General features: G+C 63.1%; 22 protein-coding genes and 1 tRNA gene. 5 read left to right on the plus strand and 18 right to left on the minus strand.

All coding sequences use genetic code 11. The features are described 5' to 3' along the window. Positions 1 to 11: 11 nt before the first annotated feature. The gene (locus tag C404_RS41335; RefSeq protein ID WP_021194655.1) at positions 12 to 1,286 is read right to left on the minus strand and encodes an amidohydrolase family protein; all 1,275 of its coding nucleotides are present in this window, start codon (positions 1,284 to 1,286) and stop codon (positions 12 to 14) included. 138 nt (positions 1,287 to 1,424) lie between these two features. Here C404_RS41335 and xth point away from each other — a divergent pair, with 138 nt between their 5' ends. Both xth and hpaR read left to right on the plus strand, forming a co-directional pair. After that, positions 1,425 to 2,234 (plus strand): exodeoxyribonuclease III, encoded by an 810-nt coding sequence (gene xth / locus C404_RS41340; protein ID WP_021194656.1) that lies wholly within the window; start codon positions 1,425 to 1,427, stop codon positions 2,232 to 2,234. Positions 2,235 to 2,246: 12 nt separating this feature from the next. After that, a complete protein-coding gene (gene hpaR / locus C404_RS41345; RefSeq protein ID WP_021194657.1) occupies positions 2,247 to 2,711 on the plus strand; it encodes a homoprotocatechuate degradation operon regulator HpaR in 465 nt (154 codons plus the stop codon). Positions 2,712 to 2,717: 6 nt separating this feature from the next. Here hpaR and hpaI read toward each other — a convergent pair whose 3' ends face one another. The 8 genes from hpaI to C404_RS41385 all read right to left on the minus strand — a co-directional run bounded on the left by hpaI (position 2,718) and on the right by C404_RS41385 (position 9,198). After that, a complete protein-coding gene (gene hpaI, locus C404_RS41350) occupies positions 2,718 to 3,521 on the minus strand; it encodes a 4-hydroxy-2-oxoheptanedioate aldolase (RefSeq protein WP_021194658.1) in 804 nt (267 codons plus the stop codon). 21 nt (positions 3,522 to 3,542) lie between these two features. Further along, complete coding sequence (gene hpaH / locus C404_RS41355) at positions 3,543 to 4,346, minus strand: 2-oxo-hept-4-ene-1,7-dioate hydratase (RefSeq protein WP_021194659.1); 804 nt, start codon at positions 4,344 to 4,346, stop codon at positions 3,543 to 3,545. 3 nt (positions 4,347 to 4,349) lie between these two features. Continuing rightward, positions 4,350 to 4,739: a 5-carboxymethyl-2-hydroxymuconate Delta-isomerase gene (locus C404_RS41360; protein WP_021194660.1), complete on the minus strand. Its 390-nt coding sequence runs from the start codon at positions 4,737 to 4,739 to the stop codon at positions 4,350 to 4,352. A 13-nt stretch (positions 4,740 to 4,752) separates the two neighbouring features. Continuing rightward, positions 4,753 to 5,622: a 3,4-dihydroxyphenylacetate 2,3-dioxygenase gene (gene hpaD, locus C404_RS41365; protein WP_021194661.1), complete on the minus strand. Its 870-nt coding sequence runs from the start codon at positions 5,620 to 5,622 to the stop codon at positions 4,753 to 4,755. A gap of 51 nt (positions 5,623 to 5,673) precedes the next feature. Then, on the minus strand, positions 5,674 to 7,155 hold the full coding sequence (hpaE, locus tag C404_RS41370; RefSeq protein WP_031329297.1) for a 5-carboxymethyl-2-hydroxymuconate semialdehyde dehydrogenase: 1,482 nt from the start codon (positions 7,153 to 7,155) through the stop codon (positions 5,674 to 5,676). 8 nt (positions 7,156 to 7,163) lie between these two features. After that, entirely contained in the window at positions 7,164 to 7,934 is a 771-nt protein-coding gene (locus C404_RS41375) for a fumarylacetoacetate hydrolase family protein (RefSeq protein WP_021194663.1), read from the minus strand. After that, positions 7,931 to 8,692, minus strand: a complete 762-nt coding sequence (locus tag C404_RS41380) for a fumarylacetoacetate hydrolase family protein (RefSeq protein ID WP_031329298.1) — start codon at positions 8,690 to 8,692, stop codon at positions 7,931 to 7,933. The genes C404_RS41375 and C404_RS41380 overlap by 4 nt, the downstream gene beginning before the upstream one ends. A gap of 215 nt (positions 8,693 to 8,907) precedes the next feature. Further along, positions 8,908 to 9,198, minus strand: coding sequence for a DUF1488 domain-containing protein (locus C404_RS41385; protein WP_021194665.1), 291 nt, complete (start codon positions 9,196 to 9,198; stop codon positions 8,908 to 8,910). A gap of 322 nt (positions 9,199 to 9,520) precedes the next feature. On the opposite strand from C404_RS41385, the gene C404_RS0129875 reads away from it, so the two are divergent. After that, the gene (locus C404_RS0129875; protein ID WP_049285820.1) at positions 9,521 to 10,342 is read left to right on the plus strand and encodes a DUF1223 domain-containing protein; all 822 of its coding nucleotides are present in this window, start codon (positions 9,521 to 9,523) and stop codon (positions 10,340 to 10,342) included. Positions 10,343 to 10,352: 10 nt separating this feature from the next. Here C404_RS0129875 and C404_RS41390 read toward each other — a convergent pair whose 3' ends face one another. The 4 genes from C404_RS41390 to C404_RS59275 all read right to left on the minus strand — a co-directional run bounded on the left by C404_RS41390 (position 10,353) and on the right by C404_RS59275 (position 13,902). After that, positions 10,353 to 11,783 (minus strand): amino acid permease, encoded by a 1,431-nt coding sequence (locus tag C404_RS41390; RefSeq protein WP_021194667.1) that lies wholly within the window; start codon positions 11,781 to 11,783, stop codon positions 10,353 to 10,355. Between the two features lie 203 nt (positions 11,784 to 11,986). Continuing rightward, positions 11,987 to 13,060, minus strand: a complete 1,074-nt coding sequence (gene dinB, locus C404_RS41395; protein ID WP_021194668.1) for a DNA polymerase IV — start codon at positions 13,058 to 13,060, stop codon at positions 11,987 to 11,989. 184 nt (positions 13,061 to 13,244) lie between these two features. Continuing rightward, positions 13,245 to 13,616, minus strand: coding sequence for a hypothetical protein (locus C404_RS41405; RefSeq protein WP_021194670.1), 372 nt, complete (start codon positions 13,614 to 13,616; stop codon positions 13,245 to 13,247). Positions 13,617 to 13,719: 103 nt separating this feature from the next. After that, complete coding sequence (locus tag C404_RS59275; RefSeq protein WP_080981201.1) at positions 13,720 to 13,902, minus strand: hypothetical protein; 183 nt, start codon at positions 13,900 to 13,902, stop codon at positions 13,720 to 13,722. 77 nt (positions 13,903 to 13,979) lie between these two features. On the opposite strand from C404_RS59275, the gene C404_RS41410 reads away from it, so the two are divergent. Then, on the plus strand, positions 13,980 to 14,927 hold the full coding sequence (locus C404_RS41410; protein WP_021194671.1) for an aldose epimerase family protein: 948 nt from the start codon (positions 13,980 to 13,982) through the stop codon (positions 14,925 to 14,927). Positions 14,928 to 14,945: 18 nt separating this feature from the next. Here the strand turns inward: C404_RS41410 and C404_RS41415 are convergent, their stop codons facing one another. Then, positions 14,946 to 15,281, minus strand: coding sequence for a carboxymuconolactone decarboxylase family protein (locus C404_RS41415; protein WP_021194672.1), 336 nt, complete (start codon positions 15,279 to 15,281; stop codon positions 14,946 to 14,948). A gap of 116 nt (positions 15,282 to 15,397) precedes the next feature. On the opposite strand from C404_RS41415, the gene C404_RS41420 reads away from it, so the two are divergent. After that, positions 15,398 to 16,342 carry a cupin domain-containing protein gene (locus tag C404_RS41420; protein ID WP_021194673.1) on the plus strand — a complete coding sequence of 315 codons (945 nt, stop codon included), beginning with the start codon at positions 15,398 to 15,400 and terminating at the stop codon, positions 16,340 to 16,342. Between the two features lie 10 nt (positions 16,343 to 16,352). Here the strand turns inward: C404_RS41420 and bluB are convergent, their stop codons facing one another. The 4 genes from bluB to C404_RS41440 all read right to left on the minus strand — a co-directional run bounded on the left by bluB (position 16,353) and on the right by C404_RS41440 (position 18,172). Beyond that, positions 16,353 to 17,036 (minus strand): 5,6-dimethylbenzimidazole synthase, encoded by a 684-nt coding sequence (gene bluB, locus C404_RS41425; protein ID WP_021194674.1) that lies wholly within the window; start codon positions 17,034 to 17,036, stop codon positions 16,353 to 16,355. 88 nt (positions 17,037 to 17,124) lie between these two features. After that, positions 17,125 to 17,201 (minus strand) — tRNA-Pro (locus C404_RS41430). 59 nt (positions 17,202 to 17,260) lie between these two features. Beyond that, the gene (locus C404_RS41435; RefSeq protein ID WP_021194675.1) at positions 17,261 to 17,692 is read right to left on the minus strand and encodes a MerR family transcriptional regulator; all 432 of its coding nucleotides are present in this window, start codon (positions 17,690 to 17,692) and stop codon (positions 17,261 to 17,263) included. 63 nt (positions 17,693 to 17,755) lie between these two features. Continuing rightward, positions 17,756 to 18,172, minus strand: coding sequence for an integration host factor subunit alpha (locus C404_RS41440; protein ID WP_021194676.1), 417 nt, complete (start codon positions 18,170 to 18,172; stop codon positions 17,756 to 17,758). Positions 18,173 to 18,241: the final 69 nt, after the last annotated feature.

The following is an 18,241-nucleotide window of genomic DNA, read 5'->3' on the forward strand; positions in this document are numbered from 1 at the left end:
AGCGGCGTTTTTCATTGGGGCAAGCGGAAATCGACGTGCGCTGGCCTGCCCGGCAGTGACAGCGTTGCATGCGGCGCCGGCGCGCGAGCCACCACTTGGCCTCGCCGCATGACCAGCGTGCGCGTTGCGCGCAAGCGGATCGCCTCGATTGGGTCGCGCGCATCCAGCACCACCAGGTCTGCATGGCACCCCGGTACGATGCCGTAACGCTCCAACCCCAGGATCCGCGCGGGGGCTTCTGTCACCGCTGCAAAACACTGGCGCATGGCGTCTTGCCCGGTCATCTGCGCGACGTGCAAACCCATATGCGCAACCTCCAGCATGTCGCCGGAGCCCAGGCTATACCACGGGTCCATCACGCAATCGTGACCAAATGCGACATCGATACCGGCAGCCAGCAGTTCCGGCACACGCGTCATGCCACGCCGCTTCGGATACGTATCGGACCGCCCCTGCAGCGTGATGTTGATCAGCGGATTGGCAATCGCCGCCACACCCGCCTCGCGCATCAGCGGCAGCAGCTTGCTGACGTAGTAGTTGTCCATCGAGTGCATCGACGTGAGGTGCGAGCCGGCCACTCGCCCATGCAAACCCAGGCGATGCGTCTGCGCGGCGAGCACCTCGATATGGCGCGAGAGCGGATCGTCGGACTCATCGCAATGCATGTCGATGCGCAGGCCGCACTCGGCAGCAAATTCACAGAGCAGGCGGATGGACTCGGCGCCATCGGCCATCGTCCGCTCGAAATGCGGGATGCCTCCAACGACATCCACGCCCATGCTGATGGCGCGCTTGAGGTTGTCAAAGGCGCCCGGGCTGCGTAACAGGCCGTCTTGCGGGAAAGCGACAAGCTGCAGATCCAAATATGGCGCCACCTGCCGCTTGACGTGTAGCAGCGCCTCGACGGCCAACAACCGCGGGTCGCACACGTCCACATGGGAACGGATTGCCAGCAGGCCGCGCGCCACGGCCCAGTCGCAGTAACGCAGGGCGCGTTCGACCAGCGCGTCTTGCGTGAGCGTTGGTTTGAGTTCGCCCCACAGCGCGATGCCTTCAAGCAGCGTGCCGGACTGGTTCACGCGCGGTAAACCGTACGACAAGGTCGCATCCATGTGGAAGTGCGCATCGACGAACGGTGGGCTGACCAATGCCCCCGCTGCGTCGAACTCCTGCGCGCCATGCGCGGGCAACTGCGGCTGCACTGCCTCGATCCGTCCGGCGGTGATGCCGATATCGATGCCAGTAAGGCCGTCGGGCAAGCTGGCGTTGCGAATCACGAAATCCATACGGGCTCCTCATGCAACATGGCTGCCAATCTACCTCAAGCGGGTATGGCGGTGGCATGGGCGCTTGATGGCACAATACGCTCGATTTAGACGGCGCCGTTTGTATGCGCCGTCGCCATTTGCAAGGACCGATCCCCCATGCGTGTCGCCACCTGGAACGTCAACTCCCTCAAAGTCCGCCTGCCGCAAGTGCTGCAATGGCTGGCAGAACGCGAAGCCGACGGCACGCCCATCGACCTGCTCTGCCTGCAGGAACTCAAGCTGCCGGATGACCGCTACCCGCTGGCAGAGTTGGACGCCGCGGGCTACGCGTCGCTCTTCACGGGCCAGAAGACCTACAACGGTGTCGCCATCCTCGCGCGCAAGGCTGCTGTGCCCGAGGGTCGCGACGTGGTGAAGAATATTCCCGGCTTTGCCGACGATCAGCAACGCATCGTGGCCGCCACCTATGACGTAGCCGGCGGCCCGGTCCGCGTGATCTCCGCCTACATCCCCAACGGCCAGGCGCTGGACTCCGACAAGTTTGTCTATAAGCTGCGCTGGCTTGAAGCCCTGCAAGCATGGCTGAAAGACGAAATGGCTGCGCACCCCCGTCTGATGCTGCTGGGCGACTTCAATATCGCCCCGGAAGACCGCGACGTGCACGACCCGAAGAAGTGGGAAGGCCAGAACCTGGTGTCGCCGGAAGAACGTGCGGCGTTTCGCGCGATGCAGAGTGCCGGGCTGGTCGACGCCTTCCGCATGTTCGAGCAGGAAGACAAGCTGTTCTCTTGGTGGGATTACCGGATGTTCGGCTTCAGGCGCAATGCCGGCCTGCGCATCGACCACATCATGCTGTCACCCGAGCTCGCCAAGCTGTGCGAGTCGTGCCATATCGACAAGGTGCCGCGAGCGTGGGAGCAGCCATCCGACCACACGCCGGTGGTCGCTGCGCTGCGCGACGCATAAGGTAGGTTCGGCATGGCATCCACCTTCAAGCACCGCAACCTGCCGCATCTGCTGCTGCGCGCGCGCGAGACCTTCATGGCGCGCTTCCGGCCGATCCTGCGCGAACACGGCATCACCGAACAGCAATGGCGTGTGCTGCGCACGCTCAACGACACCGGCGACATGGAGCCCAATCAGCTCGCCGATGCGTGCCTGATCCTGAGCCCGAGCCTGACGCGCATGCTGGCGGCAATGGAGCAGTCCGAGATGATCGTACGTACGCGATCGTCGGTGGATCAGCGCCGGCAGGTGATTTCGCTCACGCCCAAGAGCCGCAGGTTCCTGGCCGATGTGGAGCCGCAAGTGGACGCGGAGTATGCGCGCATCGAAGCCCAGCTTGGACGCGCGCGTCTGGATGCGCTCTATGTCGCCATCGACGAATCCATCCGAGTGATGGAAACGCACACGCCGATGTCCCGCTTTACCGGCGACGAATAACGCCGCTCAGTAAACGCTGCCGCCCGTCTGCGGCTTGGCGCCCTCGCCCTTGAACGCCTGAGCCAGTTGCTCGGCGCTGCGGGCCAGCAAGGTGACGTCTGTTCCGACAGCAACGAAGGTCGCTCCGAGCGACAGGTAGTGCCTGGCCTGCGCCTGGTCAGCCGAGAGAATGCCTGCTGCCCTGCCCGAGGCCACGATACGGCGAATCGTGTCGTCGATCGTCTTGCGGACTTCCGGATGGCCCGGCTCGCCCAGGTGGCCCATGGACGCAGCCAGATCCCCTGGTCCGATAAAGACGCCGTCTACCCCATCCACCGCAAGAATCGCGTCGAGATGCACCAGACTCTCGGTGGTTTCCACCTGCACGAGCGTGCACATCTCTGCGTTAGCACGGCGGAGGTAATCGTCAACGCGGTTCCAGCGTGACGCGCGGGCCAATGCGCTGCCCACGCCGCGCATGCCCTCGGGCGGATAGCGCATCGCCTCAACGGCCGCGCGGGCTTCGTCTGCGCTTTGCACCATCGGCACCAACAGTGTCTGTGCACCGATGTCCATCAGGCGCTTGATCTCGACGGCGTCATTCCAGGCCGGCCGCACGATCGGGTGCGAGGGATACGGCGCAACCGCCTGCAGCTGCGCCAATGTCGATTGCAGCTGGTTCGGCGCGTGCTCGTTGTCGATCAGCAGCCAGTCGAAGCCGGCCCCTGCGACGATCTCGGCAGGATACGGATGCGTCACCGCCAGCCAGAGGCCGATCTGCGGGCGGCGCTCAGCCAGCGCGCGCTTGAAGTGGTTCACCGGGAGCTGCATGACGGAAACATCCTTTGAGCGTTAGACGAAATGGCAGGCGATGCTGCCGAGCGGACCATAGTCGCAGTGGAATGTATCACCGGGGCGTGCAGGCACCGGGCGTGTGAACGAGCCCCCCAGAATGATTTGCCCGGGCTCCAGGGCCACGCCGTGCGGTGCCAGCTTGTTGGCCAGCCAGACCACGCCATTGGCCGGGTGGTTCAGCACACCCGCCGCCACGCCGGTCTCTTCAATCACGGCATTGCGCGACAGGATGGCACCGACCCAGCGCAGGTCCACATCGCGCATGCGGATTGGGCGGCCACCCATCACCACGCCGGCATTGGCGGCGTTATCCGCGATCGTGTCGAACACCTTGCGCGGGCGGCCGCTGTCCGGGTCGATCGACTGCGAACGCGCATCGATGATCTCCAGCGCCGGGATCACGTGATCCACCGCGTCGTACACGTCGAACAGCGTCACCTCCGGCCCCTCCAACCGCTTGCCGAGCACAAAGGCCAGCTCCACCTCCACGCGCGGCACGATGAAGCGGTTGGCGGGAATCTCGCTGCCGTCAGCAAAGAACATGTCGTCGAGCAGCGCACCGTAGTCTGGCTCGTCGATCTGCGAGGACTGCTGCATCGCGCGCGACGTCAGGCCGATCTTGTGGCCCTTCAGGCGTCGGCCCTCCTCCATCTTCATGGTCACCCATTCACGCTGGATGGCGTAGGCGTCTTCAATGGTGATCTCAGGGTGGTCGAGTGAGACCTGGCGGATCTGCTTGCGGTCGATCTCGGCTTGGTGCAGGCGACGCGCAATGGTCTGGATGATCGTGGGTTCGAGCATGGGTCAGGCTTTGCGAAAACGCGCGTGGATGTTGTTGTGCTTGTAGCTGCCGCCTTCGTCAAATTCGGTCAGCTCCATCGAGAGCGCCAGATAGCGGCGAGCAAAGGCTTCTGCAAAGTGCGCCTTGATCGCGTCGAACAACGCATCGCAGGCGGCTTTCTTGACCTCGGGCGTGCGGCCTGCACCGATCTTGAGCGTGACGTGGACGAAGGCGTCGTCTTCCTTGCCATCGGCAACGCGGTAGTCCGTCAACCGGATGGCACGCGAGCGGATGCCACCGGTCGGGAACACGCCGTTCTGCGCGATCAACGTCTCATTGATTGTCTGCAGCAGCTTGGGGATGCGGGCGTCTTCGCCCAGGTTGTCGGTGTATTCAACAATGACGTGCGGCATGGTGGTCTCCTGCTCAAGCTCCGGTTTGACCACGTTCGGGCAGCGGGAAGATCGCGTTGATCTGGCCCGTACCGGAACTGGGGAAATACTCGGTGATGACTTCGATGCCCTTGTCGTAGGCATCCCAGCCGAGCAGGCCGAGCAGCATGGCCGTGTCGTGCATGCCGCCCTCGCCTTCACACAACGATGCGTACTCGGGCAGCATCGCGCAGAAGGTCTTCCAATCGCCCTGCTTCCACAGTTCCACCACACGCAGGTCGACCTGTTTGAAGAACTCGCGGCTGATCTGGTGGATGGACTCTTCGGGGCTGCCGTTATCGTTGAAGCGATGCGAGAGCGATCCACTGGCCAGGAACGCGACGGTGCTGTCGCTGGCCTCGATGGCTTCGAGCAGCGCGGCGCCAAAGCGGCGGCTCTCGTCCAGCTTGTGCCACGCGCACCAGCCGGCAATCGACACGACCTTGAAGTGCTGGTCGCCGTTCATGTAGCGCATCGGCACCAGCGTGCCGTATTCGAGTTCGAGGCTGTCGATCTCGTGCGCACGCGTAAAGACACCGCGCGCGGTCGCCGTTTCTGCAATCAGGCGACCGAGCGCCGGGTTACCCGGATACGCATACCGCATGTCCTTGATGAAATGCGGCAGCTCGTTGCTCGTGTAGATGCCTTCGAAGCGCGCATTGCAGTTGACGTGATAGCCGGCATTGACCAGCCAGTGCACGTCGGACACGACGATGGTGTCCACGCCCAGATCCCGGCAGCGCTGCCCGATGATGCGGTGCCCCTCGATGGCCGCTGCCCGGCAGCCATGATGCTTGCCGGGTAGCTCCGACAGATACATCGACGGTACGTGGGTAATCTTCGCGGCCAAGGCCAGCTTGCCCATGGTGTCTCCTTCCGCCCTTGTTTGACTGTGTGAGTTGGCGACCGAACGCCCTTACACGCCCCATCGGGGAATATGGTGGCTGCCCATCGAGATGCAGACATTCTTGATCTCGGCAAACACTTCCAGGCTGTACTCGCCGCCTTCGCGCCCCGTGCCGGATGCCTTCACCCCGCCAAATGGTTGACGCAGATCGCGCACGTTCTGGCTGTTGACGAACACCATGCCCGCCTCAATACCGCGCGCCAGGCGATGCACCTTGCCTACGTCCTGCGTCCAGATATACGAGGCCAGACCATATTCCACGTCGTTAGCGAGCTTCAGGCCGTCCGCCTCGTCCTTGAACGGGATCAGGCACGCCACGGGGCCAAAGATCTCTTCCTGGGCCACGCGCATGCGGTTATCGACGTTGGCCAGCACCGTAGGCGCGACAAAGTTGCCGTTCTTCAAGTGGTCAGGCAGGCCTGCAGGCTTGTCTGGGCCGCCGGCCAGAATCCTGGCGCCCTCCTGCTCGCCCAGGCGGATGTAACCCGTGACCTTCTCCCAGTGCGCGCGCGTGATCATCGAGCCGACGTTGGTCTTCTCATCCGCCGGATCGCCCACCACAAGGCGCTTGGCCCGCTCGGCAAACTTGCGCACGAAGTCGTCGTACACGCTCTCCTGCACGAAGATGCGCGAGCCAGCGGTGCAGCGCTCGCCGTTTATCGAAAAGATGGTGAAGAGCGATGCATCCAGCGCGCGGTCCAGATCCGCGTCGTCAAAGATCAGTACGGGCGATTTGCCGCCCAACTCCATCGAGAATTTCTTCAGGCCGGCGCGCTCCATGATCCGCTTGCCTGTGGCGGTGCCGCCCGTGAAGGACACCACGCGTACATCCGGATGCCGCACCAATGCATCCCCGGCGGTTGCGCCATAGCCTTGCACGACATTCAGCACACCCGGAGGAATGCCGGCTTCCAGCGCCAGACGGCCCAGTTGATCCGCAGTCAACGGCGACAGCTCCGACATCTTCAGCACCGCCGTGTTGCCCAATGCCAGACACGGCGCGACCTTCCACGTGGCCGTCATGAACGGCACGTTCCACGGCGAGATCAACGCACACACACCCACCGGCTGATACAGCGTGTAGTTCAGCATCTGATCGTCGACCGGATACGTGCGGCCGTTGATCTGCGTACACACCTCGGCAAAGAAGTGGAAGTTCTCCGATGCGCGCGGAATGAGTTGTTTGCTTGTCTGGGCGATGGGCAAGCCGGTGTCCATCGTCTCCAGCGCGGCCAGGTGCGGCACGTTCTGCTCAATCAGCTCGCCCAGGCGGCGCATCAGCTTGGCGCGTTGCTTGGCCGGGGTATTGGCCCAGGCGGGGAATGCGGCCTTGGCTGCGGCCACCGCCGCGTTGATCTCCGCCTCGCCGCCCGAAGCCACCTCGGCAATCGCCTCACCTGTGGCCGGGTTGGTGGTGATGAACCGCTCGGCACTATCGACCTGACGGCCATCGATCAAGTGTTTGACGGGGTCCATGCTCACGGGGTGCATGCGCGTGTTCATGCGGGCTCCTTGCTCGGTTGTTCTGCGGCGATGGTGCTGACCAATCGCCCGATACCTTCGATTTCGGTGACGACCTCGTCGCCGGGTTGCGTATCGGCCAAACCCTCGGGCGTGCCGGTCAGGATCATGTCGCCCGCTTCGAGCGTCATGAAGCTGGAGAACCATGCGATGAGCGCCGGGATGTCGAAGATCATGTCGCGCGTGCTGCCTTCCTGCGTGACACGGCCGTTGACGGTGGTGCGCAGGGCGAGGTTCATCGGATCGGGCACGTCATCGCGATCCACCAGCCACGGGCCAATGGGCGTGCAGGTGTCGCGGCTCTTCACGCGCAGATTCGGGCGATAGTAGTTTTCGAGGTAATCGCGGATGGCGTAGTCGTTGGCCACCGTGTAGCCAGCGACAACCTCATAGGCGCGTTCGCGCGGCACATTGCGCGCAGTCTTGCCGATCACCACCACCAGTTCGCACTCGTAGTGCATAAAGGCCACACCCGCCGGGCGCACGGTGTGGGCGCGGTGGCCGATCAGCGTGTTCGGCCCTTTCAGGAAAGCGAGCGGCTCCTCCGGTGCCTTGAAGGCGAGTTCCTTGGCATGGTCGGCATAGTTCAAGCCCAGCGCGAAGATAGTGCGCGGCTCAACCGGTGGCAACCAGATCACTTCGTTGTCATGCAGTACGCGGCCATCGGCAAGCTGCAAGCGAGTGTCGTCGCCAGGTACGGCGGTGGCCTGATGGATCGCGCCGTCATAGGCAATGCGTGCGCGCTTCATTGCAAGACCTCCTGCGCGTGCCTAACCAGCCGCGTCGTCAGTGTGCCAATGTGGGCAATGTCGATATCGATGCGGTCACCGGCACGGGCCAGCGGCGGGTTCTCGGGCATGCCGACAAGCAGCACGTCACCAGCTTCGAGCGTCATGAAGGCCGTCACGTCGGCCAGCAGTTGCGCGATCGGGCGCACCAGCGTTGCGGTCGAGGCGCGTTGCCTGATCTCGCCGTTAATACGCACGGTGATATCCAGTGCGTCCGCATTGGGCACATCGCTTCGATCCACCACCCAGGGGCCGATCGGGCAGAAACCATCACGACACTTGTGACGGATTGCCGGGCGGTAGTAGCTGGCATGCGGCACGGTCAGGTCATTGACGATGGTGTAGCCGGCAATGAATGCGTGGGCCTGCGCGGCGCTCACACGTGTGGCGGTGTGGCCAATCGCCACGCCCAGGCAGGCGCCTGCCCAGACCGCGTCAACATCGGCCGGCAGAACCACATCACGACCGTGCCCAACGTGCGTGTTGGCCGGCTTGAGATACAGGATGGGGGCTTTGGGTGGCGCTTGATAAGGCGGTGCCGAGAGCGCGTCGCCCAAGCTTTCCAGCTCGCCACGGTAGTTCAGCAACGCGCCGACAACCGTGCCGCCAACCGGTGGCAGCCAGTGCTGCGCGGCGCCCGCTTCAGCATCTCCAGGTGCCGTTGCCCAGGCGATTTCGCTCGCCCGACCATCCGGCAATGCCACTCTGCCTCGCCGCATCCCTGTCTCCTTGGCTTCGGGTCAGCATCAACGCTGCCCATATAATTAACATGTTAATCATCTAATCAGATGACGGCTCTGTCAAGTCGGGAAACACTGGAACATCGGCAATGAAAAAGCCGGTCACGCGGACCGGCTTTTTCAGAACGGTGGACGTGTGTCCACCATGCGGGCATATCGGACGCGCCGATGCCTGCGGAGGCAATCGACCACGCTCAAGCCACGGCGACGTGCACGCGCTTGACCACAACCGGTTGCGGTAAATCAGTCAACCCTTGAGATCGCTGCACGCCATCTGCGATGAGCACGCGCGCAGCATCCTGGATCCGATCCTGGCCGGCCTCAAAGGCCGCTTGAAGCGACAACACCTGATCACCTTCCAGGCCTTCCCACAGGGCCTCGCGCGTTGCCACGCAAGTCACCTTTTCGCCGTCGACCAATGCGTCGAACAGCAGGCCTTCGTTGTTGATGTCGTACGCCTCTTTCTTTTCGAACTTGATTTCCATCGTCAAAGCCCTCCGATTGCAATGGACAACAACGCACACGCCGTTGCGTGGAAACCGTGCGGGGGGGCCGGCACGATTCCGTCAAACAATGTGTCTGACCGCGAGATTCATTTTAACCACAGCTTGCGCTGCGCGTGCGAACCACATCGCCAAAGCCAGCGAACCCAAACAAGGGCGCTAGCTCGCCATCCCAGGCTGCATCAGGGCTCGCACACCCATCGCCATAGTTATGCTTTTTTGTCAGGACCGCGAGCGCCACCCGACTAAGCAAAGCGGGAGCCACATGCAAAGCCCGTGCCGACATGCTGACAAGGAGACCATCATGCGCATCCAACCACACTGTTTGCGACACTTTCGTGTCAGCGCAACACTGACATTGCTAGTACTGACAAGCGCCGCGCGCCCAGCGCCAGCCGCGGATTGCGCCGCGCTGCACGTCCAGAGCCCACCGCACACGGTTGCGGTTGTTGAACTCTATACATCCGAGGGTTGTAATAGTTGCCCTCCGGCTGACCGCTGGCTGAGCCGCACACCAGTCGATACGCTGCACTGGATTCCCCTCGCACTGCATGTGGACTACTGGGACGGTCTCGGCTGGAAAGACAGCTTCGGCCGCGCGGCCTTCTCTGAGCGGCAACGTGCGCTGGGCGATGCCACGCGCGCGCCAACAATCTACACGCCAGAGGTCTTCGTCTCTGACCGCGAGTTGCGCCGTTGGGCAGATCGCGCCGACTTCTCTCGCGCCATTGCGGCACGCAACGCACAGCCTGCCACGGCGGATATTGCACTCGATGCCACTGCAACGAACACGCCGCGTGCGGCACTGCAAACCCGCGCGCGCTTCACGTTGCGGCCGAGCGCAGCCAACGACTCCACCCCAACCGTCGCGTGGATCGCACTGACGCAAAACAACCTGGTGAGCCACCCGAGTGGCGGTGAGAACGGCGGCGTGGAACTACGCCACGACCATGTCGTAAGGGAATGGATCGGGCCAATCCGATTGACTGGCGCGAGCACGCAATGGCAGGGCGACATTCCCCTGCCCGCCAATGCGCACCCGACCGATGTGAGTGTGGTCGCCTTGATCGAGCGGCCACGCGACGCGGAAATCCTGCAAGCGGTTTCCGCGCCGCTATGCCATTAGGCGTAGGCGATCAGCGCGCCGTTTCCGAGGCCGGAGCGGCGCCTTGCTGCGGCGTGTGCAGCAGCGAGCGGCGACGTGCATAGCCGAAGTACACCAGCAGGCCGATCACCACCCAAACCACAAAGGCGATCCAGGTAACGGCCTGCAGATGACTCATCAGGAACAGGCACATGCCGATGGCCAGCAGCGGTACCACCGGCACGCCTGGGCAGCGGAAGCCGCGATGCAGGTCCGGACGCGTACGGCGCAGCACCAGCACGGCAACCGCGATGAGCGAGAACGCTGCCAGCGTGCCGATGTTGATCAGCTCGGCCAACACGTTCAGCGGCACGAACGCGGCGATCACCGCGAACACGATGCCGACCACCCACGTATTCAGGAACGGCGTTGCGTAGCGCGGGTGGATGTGCGACAGGCGCTTGGGCAGCAGACCGTCACGCGACATGGCGAAGATGATGCGGGTCTGGCCGTAAGCCATCACCAGGATCACCGTGGTCATGCCGATGATGGCGCCCAGGTCAACAAAGCCCGCGACCCAGCTTTCACCGGCCATCTGTAGCGCCAGCGACACCGGGTGGTCAACGCCTGCAAACTTCGTGAACGGCACGATACCGGTCATGATGGCAGCCACCACAACGTAAAGGACCGTGCAGACCGCCAGCGAACCGATGATGCCGATGGGCAGATCGCGCTTAGGGTTGCGCACCTCTTCCGCCGCAGAGGTCACTGCGTCGAAGCCGATGAAGGCAAAGAACACGATGGCTGCAGCACCGAACACACCCTCCATGCCGAACGGCATGAACGGCTGCCAGTTGGCCGGCTGCACGTGGCGCACGCCCACGAAGATGAACAACAGCACGACCGTCACCTTGATCACCACCATGATGTTGTTGGCACGCGCCGATTCACGCACGCCAAACGACAGCACCGTGGTGACAAGCAGCATGATCACCAGCGCAGGCAGGTTGAACAGCGTCTGCACGCCCGGGATTGCGCCCGGTGCCGCCGTCAGCGCCACCGGCAAATGCAAGCCGAAGCCCGACAACAGCGATTGGAAGTAGCCGGACCAGCCGACTGACACGGCGGAAGTCGCCAGCCCATATTCGAGCATCAGGTCCCAGCCGATGATCCAGGCAACCAGCTCGCCCATCGTTGCGTAAGCGTACGTGTAGATCGAGCCAGATACAGGGATGGTCGAGGCAAACTCGGCGTAGCACAGCGCGGCAAACCCGCAAGCCAGCGCCGCAACGATGAACGACAACGTGAGTGCGGGGCCCGCGGTCAGCGCGCCCGTGCCCGTGAGTACGAAGATGCCGGTGCCGATGATGGCGCCGACGCCCAGGAAGGTCAGGTCCAGGGGCCCGAGGACTTTCTTCAGGCCGGTATTGCTGTGGCCCGTGCGGATCATGTGATCCACGTTTTTGGTACGGAACAAACTCATTGACTGCGTCTCCTGTCTGCGTGCCTCCGTGGGTACGGATGCACTGTCGCGCACGTGTGGCGCGCGGCGGCGGATTTTTGCAAAAAGCGGGCATTTTACCCGCTGGCGACGTCCGCCCCTTCACATCGCCGTGATGCAGACAAGAAAATAGGACAATTCGTACCCGACTGACGTGCGTCACAACAACTCACGACAATTGAGGCTCACTCAACCGTGTCGGCGTCTTCTGTGAATAGCGTCTGTTGACGCGCGTGTGCATCGGACTCATACAAGCGCACGCCCACCCCCAGCAGCCGCACGGGAATCTGCCGCCGCTCGAAGCCCTGCGTCAGCAACTTCGCGAACACCGGCAACGACACTTTCGGGTGGATGCACTCAACCGTGGTCCCGCGAAAATCCGCAAAGCGCAGCTTGACGTAGGTCTTGTGGATCATGCCGGCAGCGCGGGCACGCTCAACGCGCGCGGCAAGCTGCTCGACGAGGATGATCAGCTCACGCTGGCAATCATCGAGCGTGCGCAGGTCCGTGGCGTACGTTTCTTCCACGCTGACGGACTTGCGGATCTGCGAGGGTTGCACCTGCCGGTGATCGATGCCGCGGCAAAGGTCATGCAGCCGAAAACCAAACACGCCGAAATGCTGTTGCAACCGGTCGGTGCCCCAACTGCGCAGATCCCCACACGTTTCAGCGCCCAGCCGGCGCAGCTTGGCGGCCGTCACCTTGCCCACGCCAAACAGGCGCTCCACCGGCAACTCGGCCACAAAGGCATCCACCTGTTCCGGCCGCACCACGAACAGGCCGTCGGGCTTCTTCCAATCACTCGCGATCTTGGCGATGAACTTGTTGGGTGCTACCCCGGCTGACACCGTGATACCGATCTCTTCCCGCACGCGGCGGCGGATGTCCTCTGCGATGCGCGTGCCACTGCCGGCAAGCATCGGGCTGTCGCTCACGTCGAGGTAGGCCTCGTCCAGCGAGAGCGGCTCAACCAGTGGCGTGTAGCTGTGATAGATGGCGAAGATCTGGCGCGCGACCTGGCGGTACTTGTCCATGGACGGCGGCACGATCAGCAAGTCCGGACAACGCTTGACGGCCTGCGACATGGGCATCGCGGAGTGGATGCCGAACTTGCGCGCTTCGTAGTTGCAGGTGGCCACCACACCGCGCCGCTCGGGCCGCCCGCCAACGGCCAGCGGCTTGCCGACCAGGCGCGGGTCATCGCGCATCTCGATGGCGGCGTAGAAGCAGTCGCAGTCGCAGTGGATGATCTTTCGCACGGCAGGAGGCCGTCAGGACGGGCTACAACAAGCCGCGTCAGATGCGGGCTTGCACGTTCAGGAGGAACGCAAGCGTACCAGCTTCCGCCGGGTGCGCGCCGAATGCGCACGCTCGGCGGCGCAACAATGCATTTCGCCGATACTGCAGCGCAGCATCGGCGAATGATGGGGCGGGAAGCGCGGCTTAACGGTTGATGTCGCGTGCCACGGCACCCAGCTCGTCGTTCAGCGCACGCTGCTCGTCGCCGGACAGGCCGCCATTGTGCTGGCTGGCCATGTCGTTGGTTTCCTGGCGGATGCGGCGCAGGCGGTCACGCAGGCCGTCGCCGCGGTACGGATCGATATAGCCCTGCGACTGGCGCACGTCGACGCGATGGAATTCCTCGGCGATGCGGCCCTGCACTTGGTCAAAGCGGGCGCGCGGATCAACCGGTGCCGGAGCCGGCGCGGGTTCGTGCACAACCACCGTGCGAGTTTGCTGCGGCGGGGCCACCACACAGCCGGCCATGGAAGCCGCCAGCACAGCACACAGGGTCAGACGCGGAAGAATCGACATGATTAGGCTCGTATTGTCGTTGTAGAGATGCGCAAGTCGCGCGAGGACTGACGCTATCTTACGAACCGCTTTGCGTAAAGCTGTGACGATTGGTAACAACACATCACAGCCACAACACCTCCGGTGGCTCGACCGGCGGCGGGGTTTCATCGGGCGACGGCAAATCAGGAGGAATACCCGGCGGCGATGGCTCGTCAGGGGGCGGAACAGTGTGTGCGGGATGCATCAGGCTGCGCGCGCGGCCCGCCCAATTGACTGACGGATTGGCGTAACGGCTGGCGGACATGGTTTCCCTCCGGGCAAAACGCATTGACAATCTAGTACGCGAACCCCACGCCAACAAGTCACCCTACCCGACCACGCATGCACGACCTGCCCACTGCCCGCTTCCAAGACCGCACGCTAGTCCGCATCGGCGATGTTGACGACCCGAGCGCGGACGGCTCTATGCTGCTGCTCGCACCGGAAGCTGGCGGCCGGCTCGCGCGCTGGCGCCATCTTGGTGAGGAGATCCTCTTCTGGCCGGAGCATGCGGACTGGTCCAACCCGGCCAAGGTACGTGGCGGCAATCCGCTGCTGTTTCCCTTCATCGGCCGGCACTTTGTCGATGGCGAGATCGGCCAGTGGCGCGACGCACGCGGACAACGACATGCCCTGCCGCAACACGGCTTTGCACGAGACCTGCCGTTTGAGGTGGAAGACGCGAGCGACACGCACATCGTCATGCTGCTGCGTGACCGCCCGCAAGCGCACGAAGGCTATCCGTTCACGTTCGAATTTCGCATCACGTATCGACTGCTGATTGACGGGCTGGAGGCAACGTTCTCGGTCAAGCACCTCGACAAAGGCGATATCCAGGCGCCGATGCCGTTTTACGCCGGCCACCATTTCTATTTCGCGCTGCCGCACGCGTTGCGCAGTGCGGCTGAGCTGTCGATGCCGCCATCGCGGCTTTCACGCCAATTGGCCGATGGCAGCCTCGATATGCCGGAACCTGGAAGGCCAACCTACAGGTTCGACGACACAGCGCTGCAGGATCGCTATCACCTGCTGGATGACGCCGGCGCGGCCACGCTGATCATTCCGCCGCACGCAGATGCGCCACTTGGCCGCCGTATCCACATCGAGGTGGATGGCGCGCCGGTACCCTGGCACGCCATCACCACCTGGACGGAAAACGCCACGTCCGACTTCTACTGCGTTGAGCCCTGGATGGGCCTACCCAACGCCATCCACCACGGCGAAGGCCTGCACCTGCTCGCCCCTGGCGAAACACGCCAAGCCACCTGCCGGTTGCGAATCACGCGCTAGCCAGCGCGCTCGAACCTCTCAGGCCTTCTCGTACGCTTGCACCGCGTCCATCACGCGTGCCGAGTACACCAGCGCTGCACCGGCATTGAGCGAAATCGCCACGCTCAGCGCATCCGCAATCTCTTCATGCGTGGCGCCGTGCTTGAGCGCTTCAGCAGTGTGCACGGTGATACAGCCATCGCAGCGCGTCGTCACCGCCACGGCCAGGGCAATCAGTTCACGCGTCTTGGCATCCAGGCTGCCGGTCTTCGCGCCCGACAGCGTTTGATAGCCCTTGACGGTATCCGGCGTGATCTTGCCGATCTCGCCAATGCGCCCCAGCAGTTCCTTCCGATACTCAACCCAGTTCAGCATGATGTGCTCCCGGTGGTGTGGCGCTGGCCCGATGCCTGCGCCGTTGGAAAGAGTATTGTCTTTGCGCTCGATCCGTTGAATACTCGATTCAAGCAATTTTTATCGAGATCGTCTCAATGGATGCGCTCAGCCAATTCATTCAGTTGACCCGCCCGCAGGCCAGTCTTGATTTGCGCTGCCTGTTCCAAGGCCCCTTCTCGATCCCGCATGATCCTGAGCCGGAGGGTCAGGTGATCTTCCACCTAGTGCTGGCTGGCACATGTTTGGTGGAAACCAGCGGCCGCACGCTCGCCCTACGCGAAGGTGATTTCATCCTGTTTCCGCGCGGCCACGCGCATACCATCCATGACCCGGCAAGCGCAGCCAACGCGCCCGTGCGCAGACCGCGCGCCTCGCACGACGGCATGCTCCCTCTGCAACGAACCGGCCGTGGCGCCGCTGAAGTCGACCTGCTGTGCGGCCGCTTCGTGCACGAGCGTGGCTCGACCACGCTGCTGGTGCGCACGCTGCCCGACCCGCTGCATGTGTCCTTGAGTGATAGTGCGTCGTTTCCAGCGCTGCAAGCCGTCATTGGCATGATGCGCAGCGAGGCTGAAACGCGCGCCCCCGGTGCGCTGGCGATCGTCACATCGTTGAGCCAGACCCTGCTGACGCTTGCGCTGCGCGTCTACGGCCAGCGCGAGGCCGCCGGCCCAGGGACGCTCACATTGCTATCGGACACACGTATGAGCGCGTCCGTGCAAGCCATGCTCACCGCACCCGAACAGGCATGGACCATTGATGCGCTGGCAGACCTGGCGGCCATGTCACGCGCCACCTATGCGCGCCACTTCAAGGCACGCGCCGACATGACCGTGTGGGATTTCCTCACGCGCGTGCGCATGACCCTGGCTTGCGATGCGTTGATGCATACGCGGCTGAGCGTGGGTGAGATCAGCGCGAACGTTGGCTATCAATCCGAAGCGGCATTCGGCAAAGCGTTCAAGCAGCAGTTGGGAATAACACCGGCGCGGTACCGACGGGCGACCGCTGGGCCCGAGCGCGAAGCGATCTCATCCTGAGCCAGATCCCTTAGTCGGAGCGGTTCTGGGCACGATCAGCAAGCGAGCTCGGATTGCCCCAGCCGTTTTCGAACAGCAGTTCATGGAGTGGCTGTCGCGCTGCCCACCGTTGCTGCTCCAGCATCGGCTGGTCGTAGAACTGATCCACATAGCCCAGGCATAGCACTGCGACAGGTTGGGCGCCCGGCGGCAGATGAAGCAGCTCGGCCAACTGCTCCGGATCGAATAGGGACACCCACCCCATACCGACCCCTTCAGCCCGGGCGGCGAGCCACAGGTTTTGGATCGCGCAGGCGACCGAAGCGAGATCCATCTCCGGCAGCGTGCGGCGGCCAAAAACATGCCGCTCGCGGTCGTCCATCAGCGCCGCCACCAGGACGTCTCCGCATTCCAGAATGCCCTCCACCTTGAGCCGCATGAAATCATCCTGCCGCTCGCCCAGTGCAGCGGCAGTCTGCTGACGCTCGGCTTCAACCAGTGCGTGCACACTGGTCCGCAGGTCTCGATCTGTGACGTGGATGAAGCGCCAGGGCTGCATGAAGCCGACGCTGGGGCCAAGGTGTGCGGCTTCTAACAGACGTGTCAGCAGCGCCGCATCAAGTGGGTCGGGCCGGAAATGGCGCATGTCTCGCCGCTCGCGGATCACCCGATAGACGGCGTCGACTTCACCGTCGCTATACCGAAATTGGCTCATGGCCTGAACCCGCGCGCATGCGCGGGTGATATCCCCGTAGAAAACAAAAAGGACTTACGGCTCATCACCGTAAGTCCTTCGATATTTCTGGTCGGGGCGAGAGGATTTGAACCTCCGACCACCTGCACCCCATGCAGGTACGCTACCAGGCTGCGCTACGCCCCGAACAAGCATGAAAGTATAACAGAGCCGCTACGCAGATGACTAGTGGGTACCGCGCTCGCTTACCGTTTATCGCTGCGCAGAATCTCCAGCACCGATTGCAACGCATGACGCAAGCCCAGCACATCGACGGGGCCACTCACGACAGCTGGCACCGGCGCCACGGTCTCCACGTGTGGCACGTCGACTTCCTCTACCGACGCGACGCTCACACCATGTCGCAGCTCATCAAGCCGATTGCGCGCGCCGTTGATCGTGAAACCCTGCTCGTACAGCAGCTCGCGAATGCGCCGAATCAGCAGCACTTCATGATGCTGGTAGTAACGACGATTGCCGCGCCGCTTGACGGGCTTGAGTTGCGTGAACTCCTGCTCCCAATAGCGCAGCACGTGCGGCTTGACGGCGCACAGATCGCTCACCTCACCAATGGTGAAGTAGCGCTTGGCAGGAATCGGCGGCAGGTTGACCCGCTCCGTGTGTTTATCGGCAGCCATGAAGGGCAGGCGAAAAGATCCGGATTGTCGAAACGGCTGGAACTACAGAATCACACGGCTGAATTACGCAACGTCCGCAGACATCGGCTCAAGGCGCTCTTCAACGAGCGCCTTGAGCTTCTGGCTGGCGTGGAACGTCACGACACGGCGCGCCGTGATGGGGATGATCTCTCCGGTCTTCGGATTGCGCCCCGGGCGCTGCGGCTTGTCGCGCAACTGGAAGTTGCCGAAGCCGGACAGCTTGACGCTGTCACCTTGCTCGAGCGCCTCGCGAATCACGTCGAAAAACGCCTCGACCATATCCTTCGATTCACGCTTGTTCAGGCCGACCTGCTCGAACAACATCTCGGCAAGCTCAGCCTTGGTGAGCGTCGGCACATCCTGGCCGCGCGCATCACGCGCGTCAGCCTGTGCTGCCGAAGAAGAACCGAGCGAGTCGTCCAAAGATGCCACCAGTGCGGGCGCGTGTTGATCGTTCATAGGATTCGCTTGGGCGTTGATCGATCCGAATGCGGAGGTTCGTTCGAGCTGTCTCTAGCGCAGTGCGGA

This window comes from Ralstonia sp. AU12-08 (assembly GCF_000442475.1).
GTDB lineage: Bacteria > Pseudomonadota > Gammaproteobacteria > Burkholderiales > Burkholderiaceae > Ralstonia > Ralstonia insidiosa.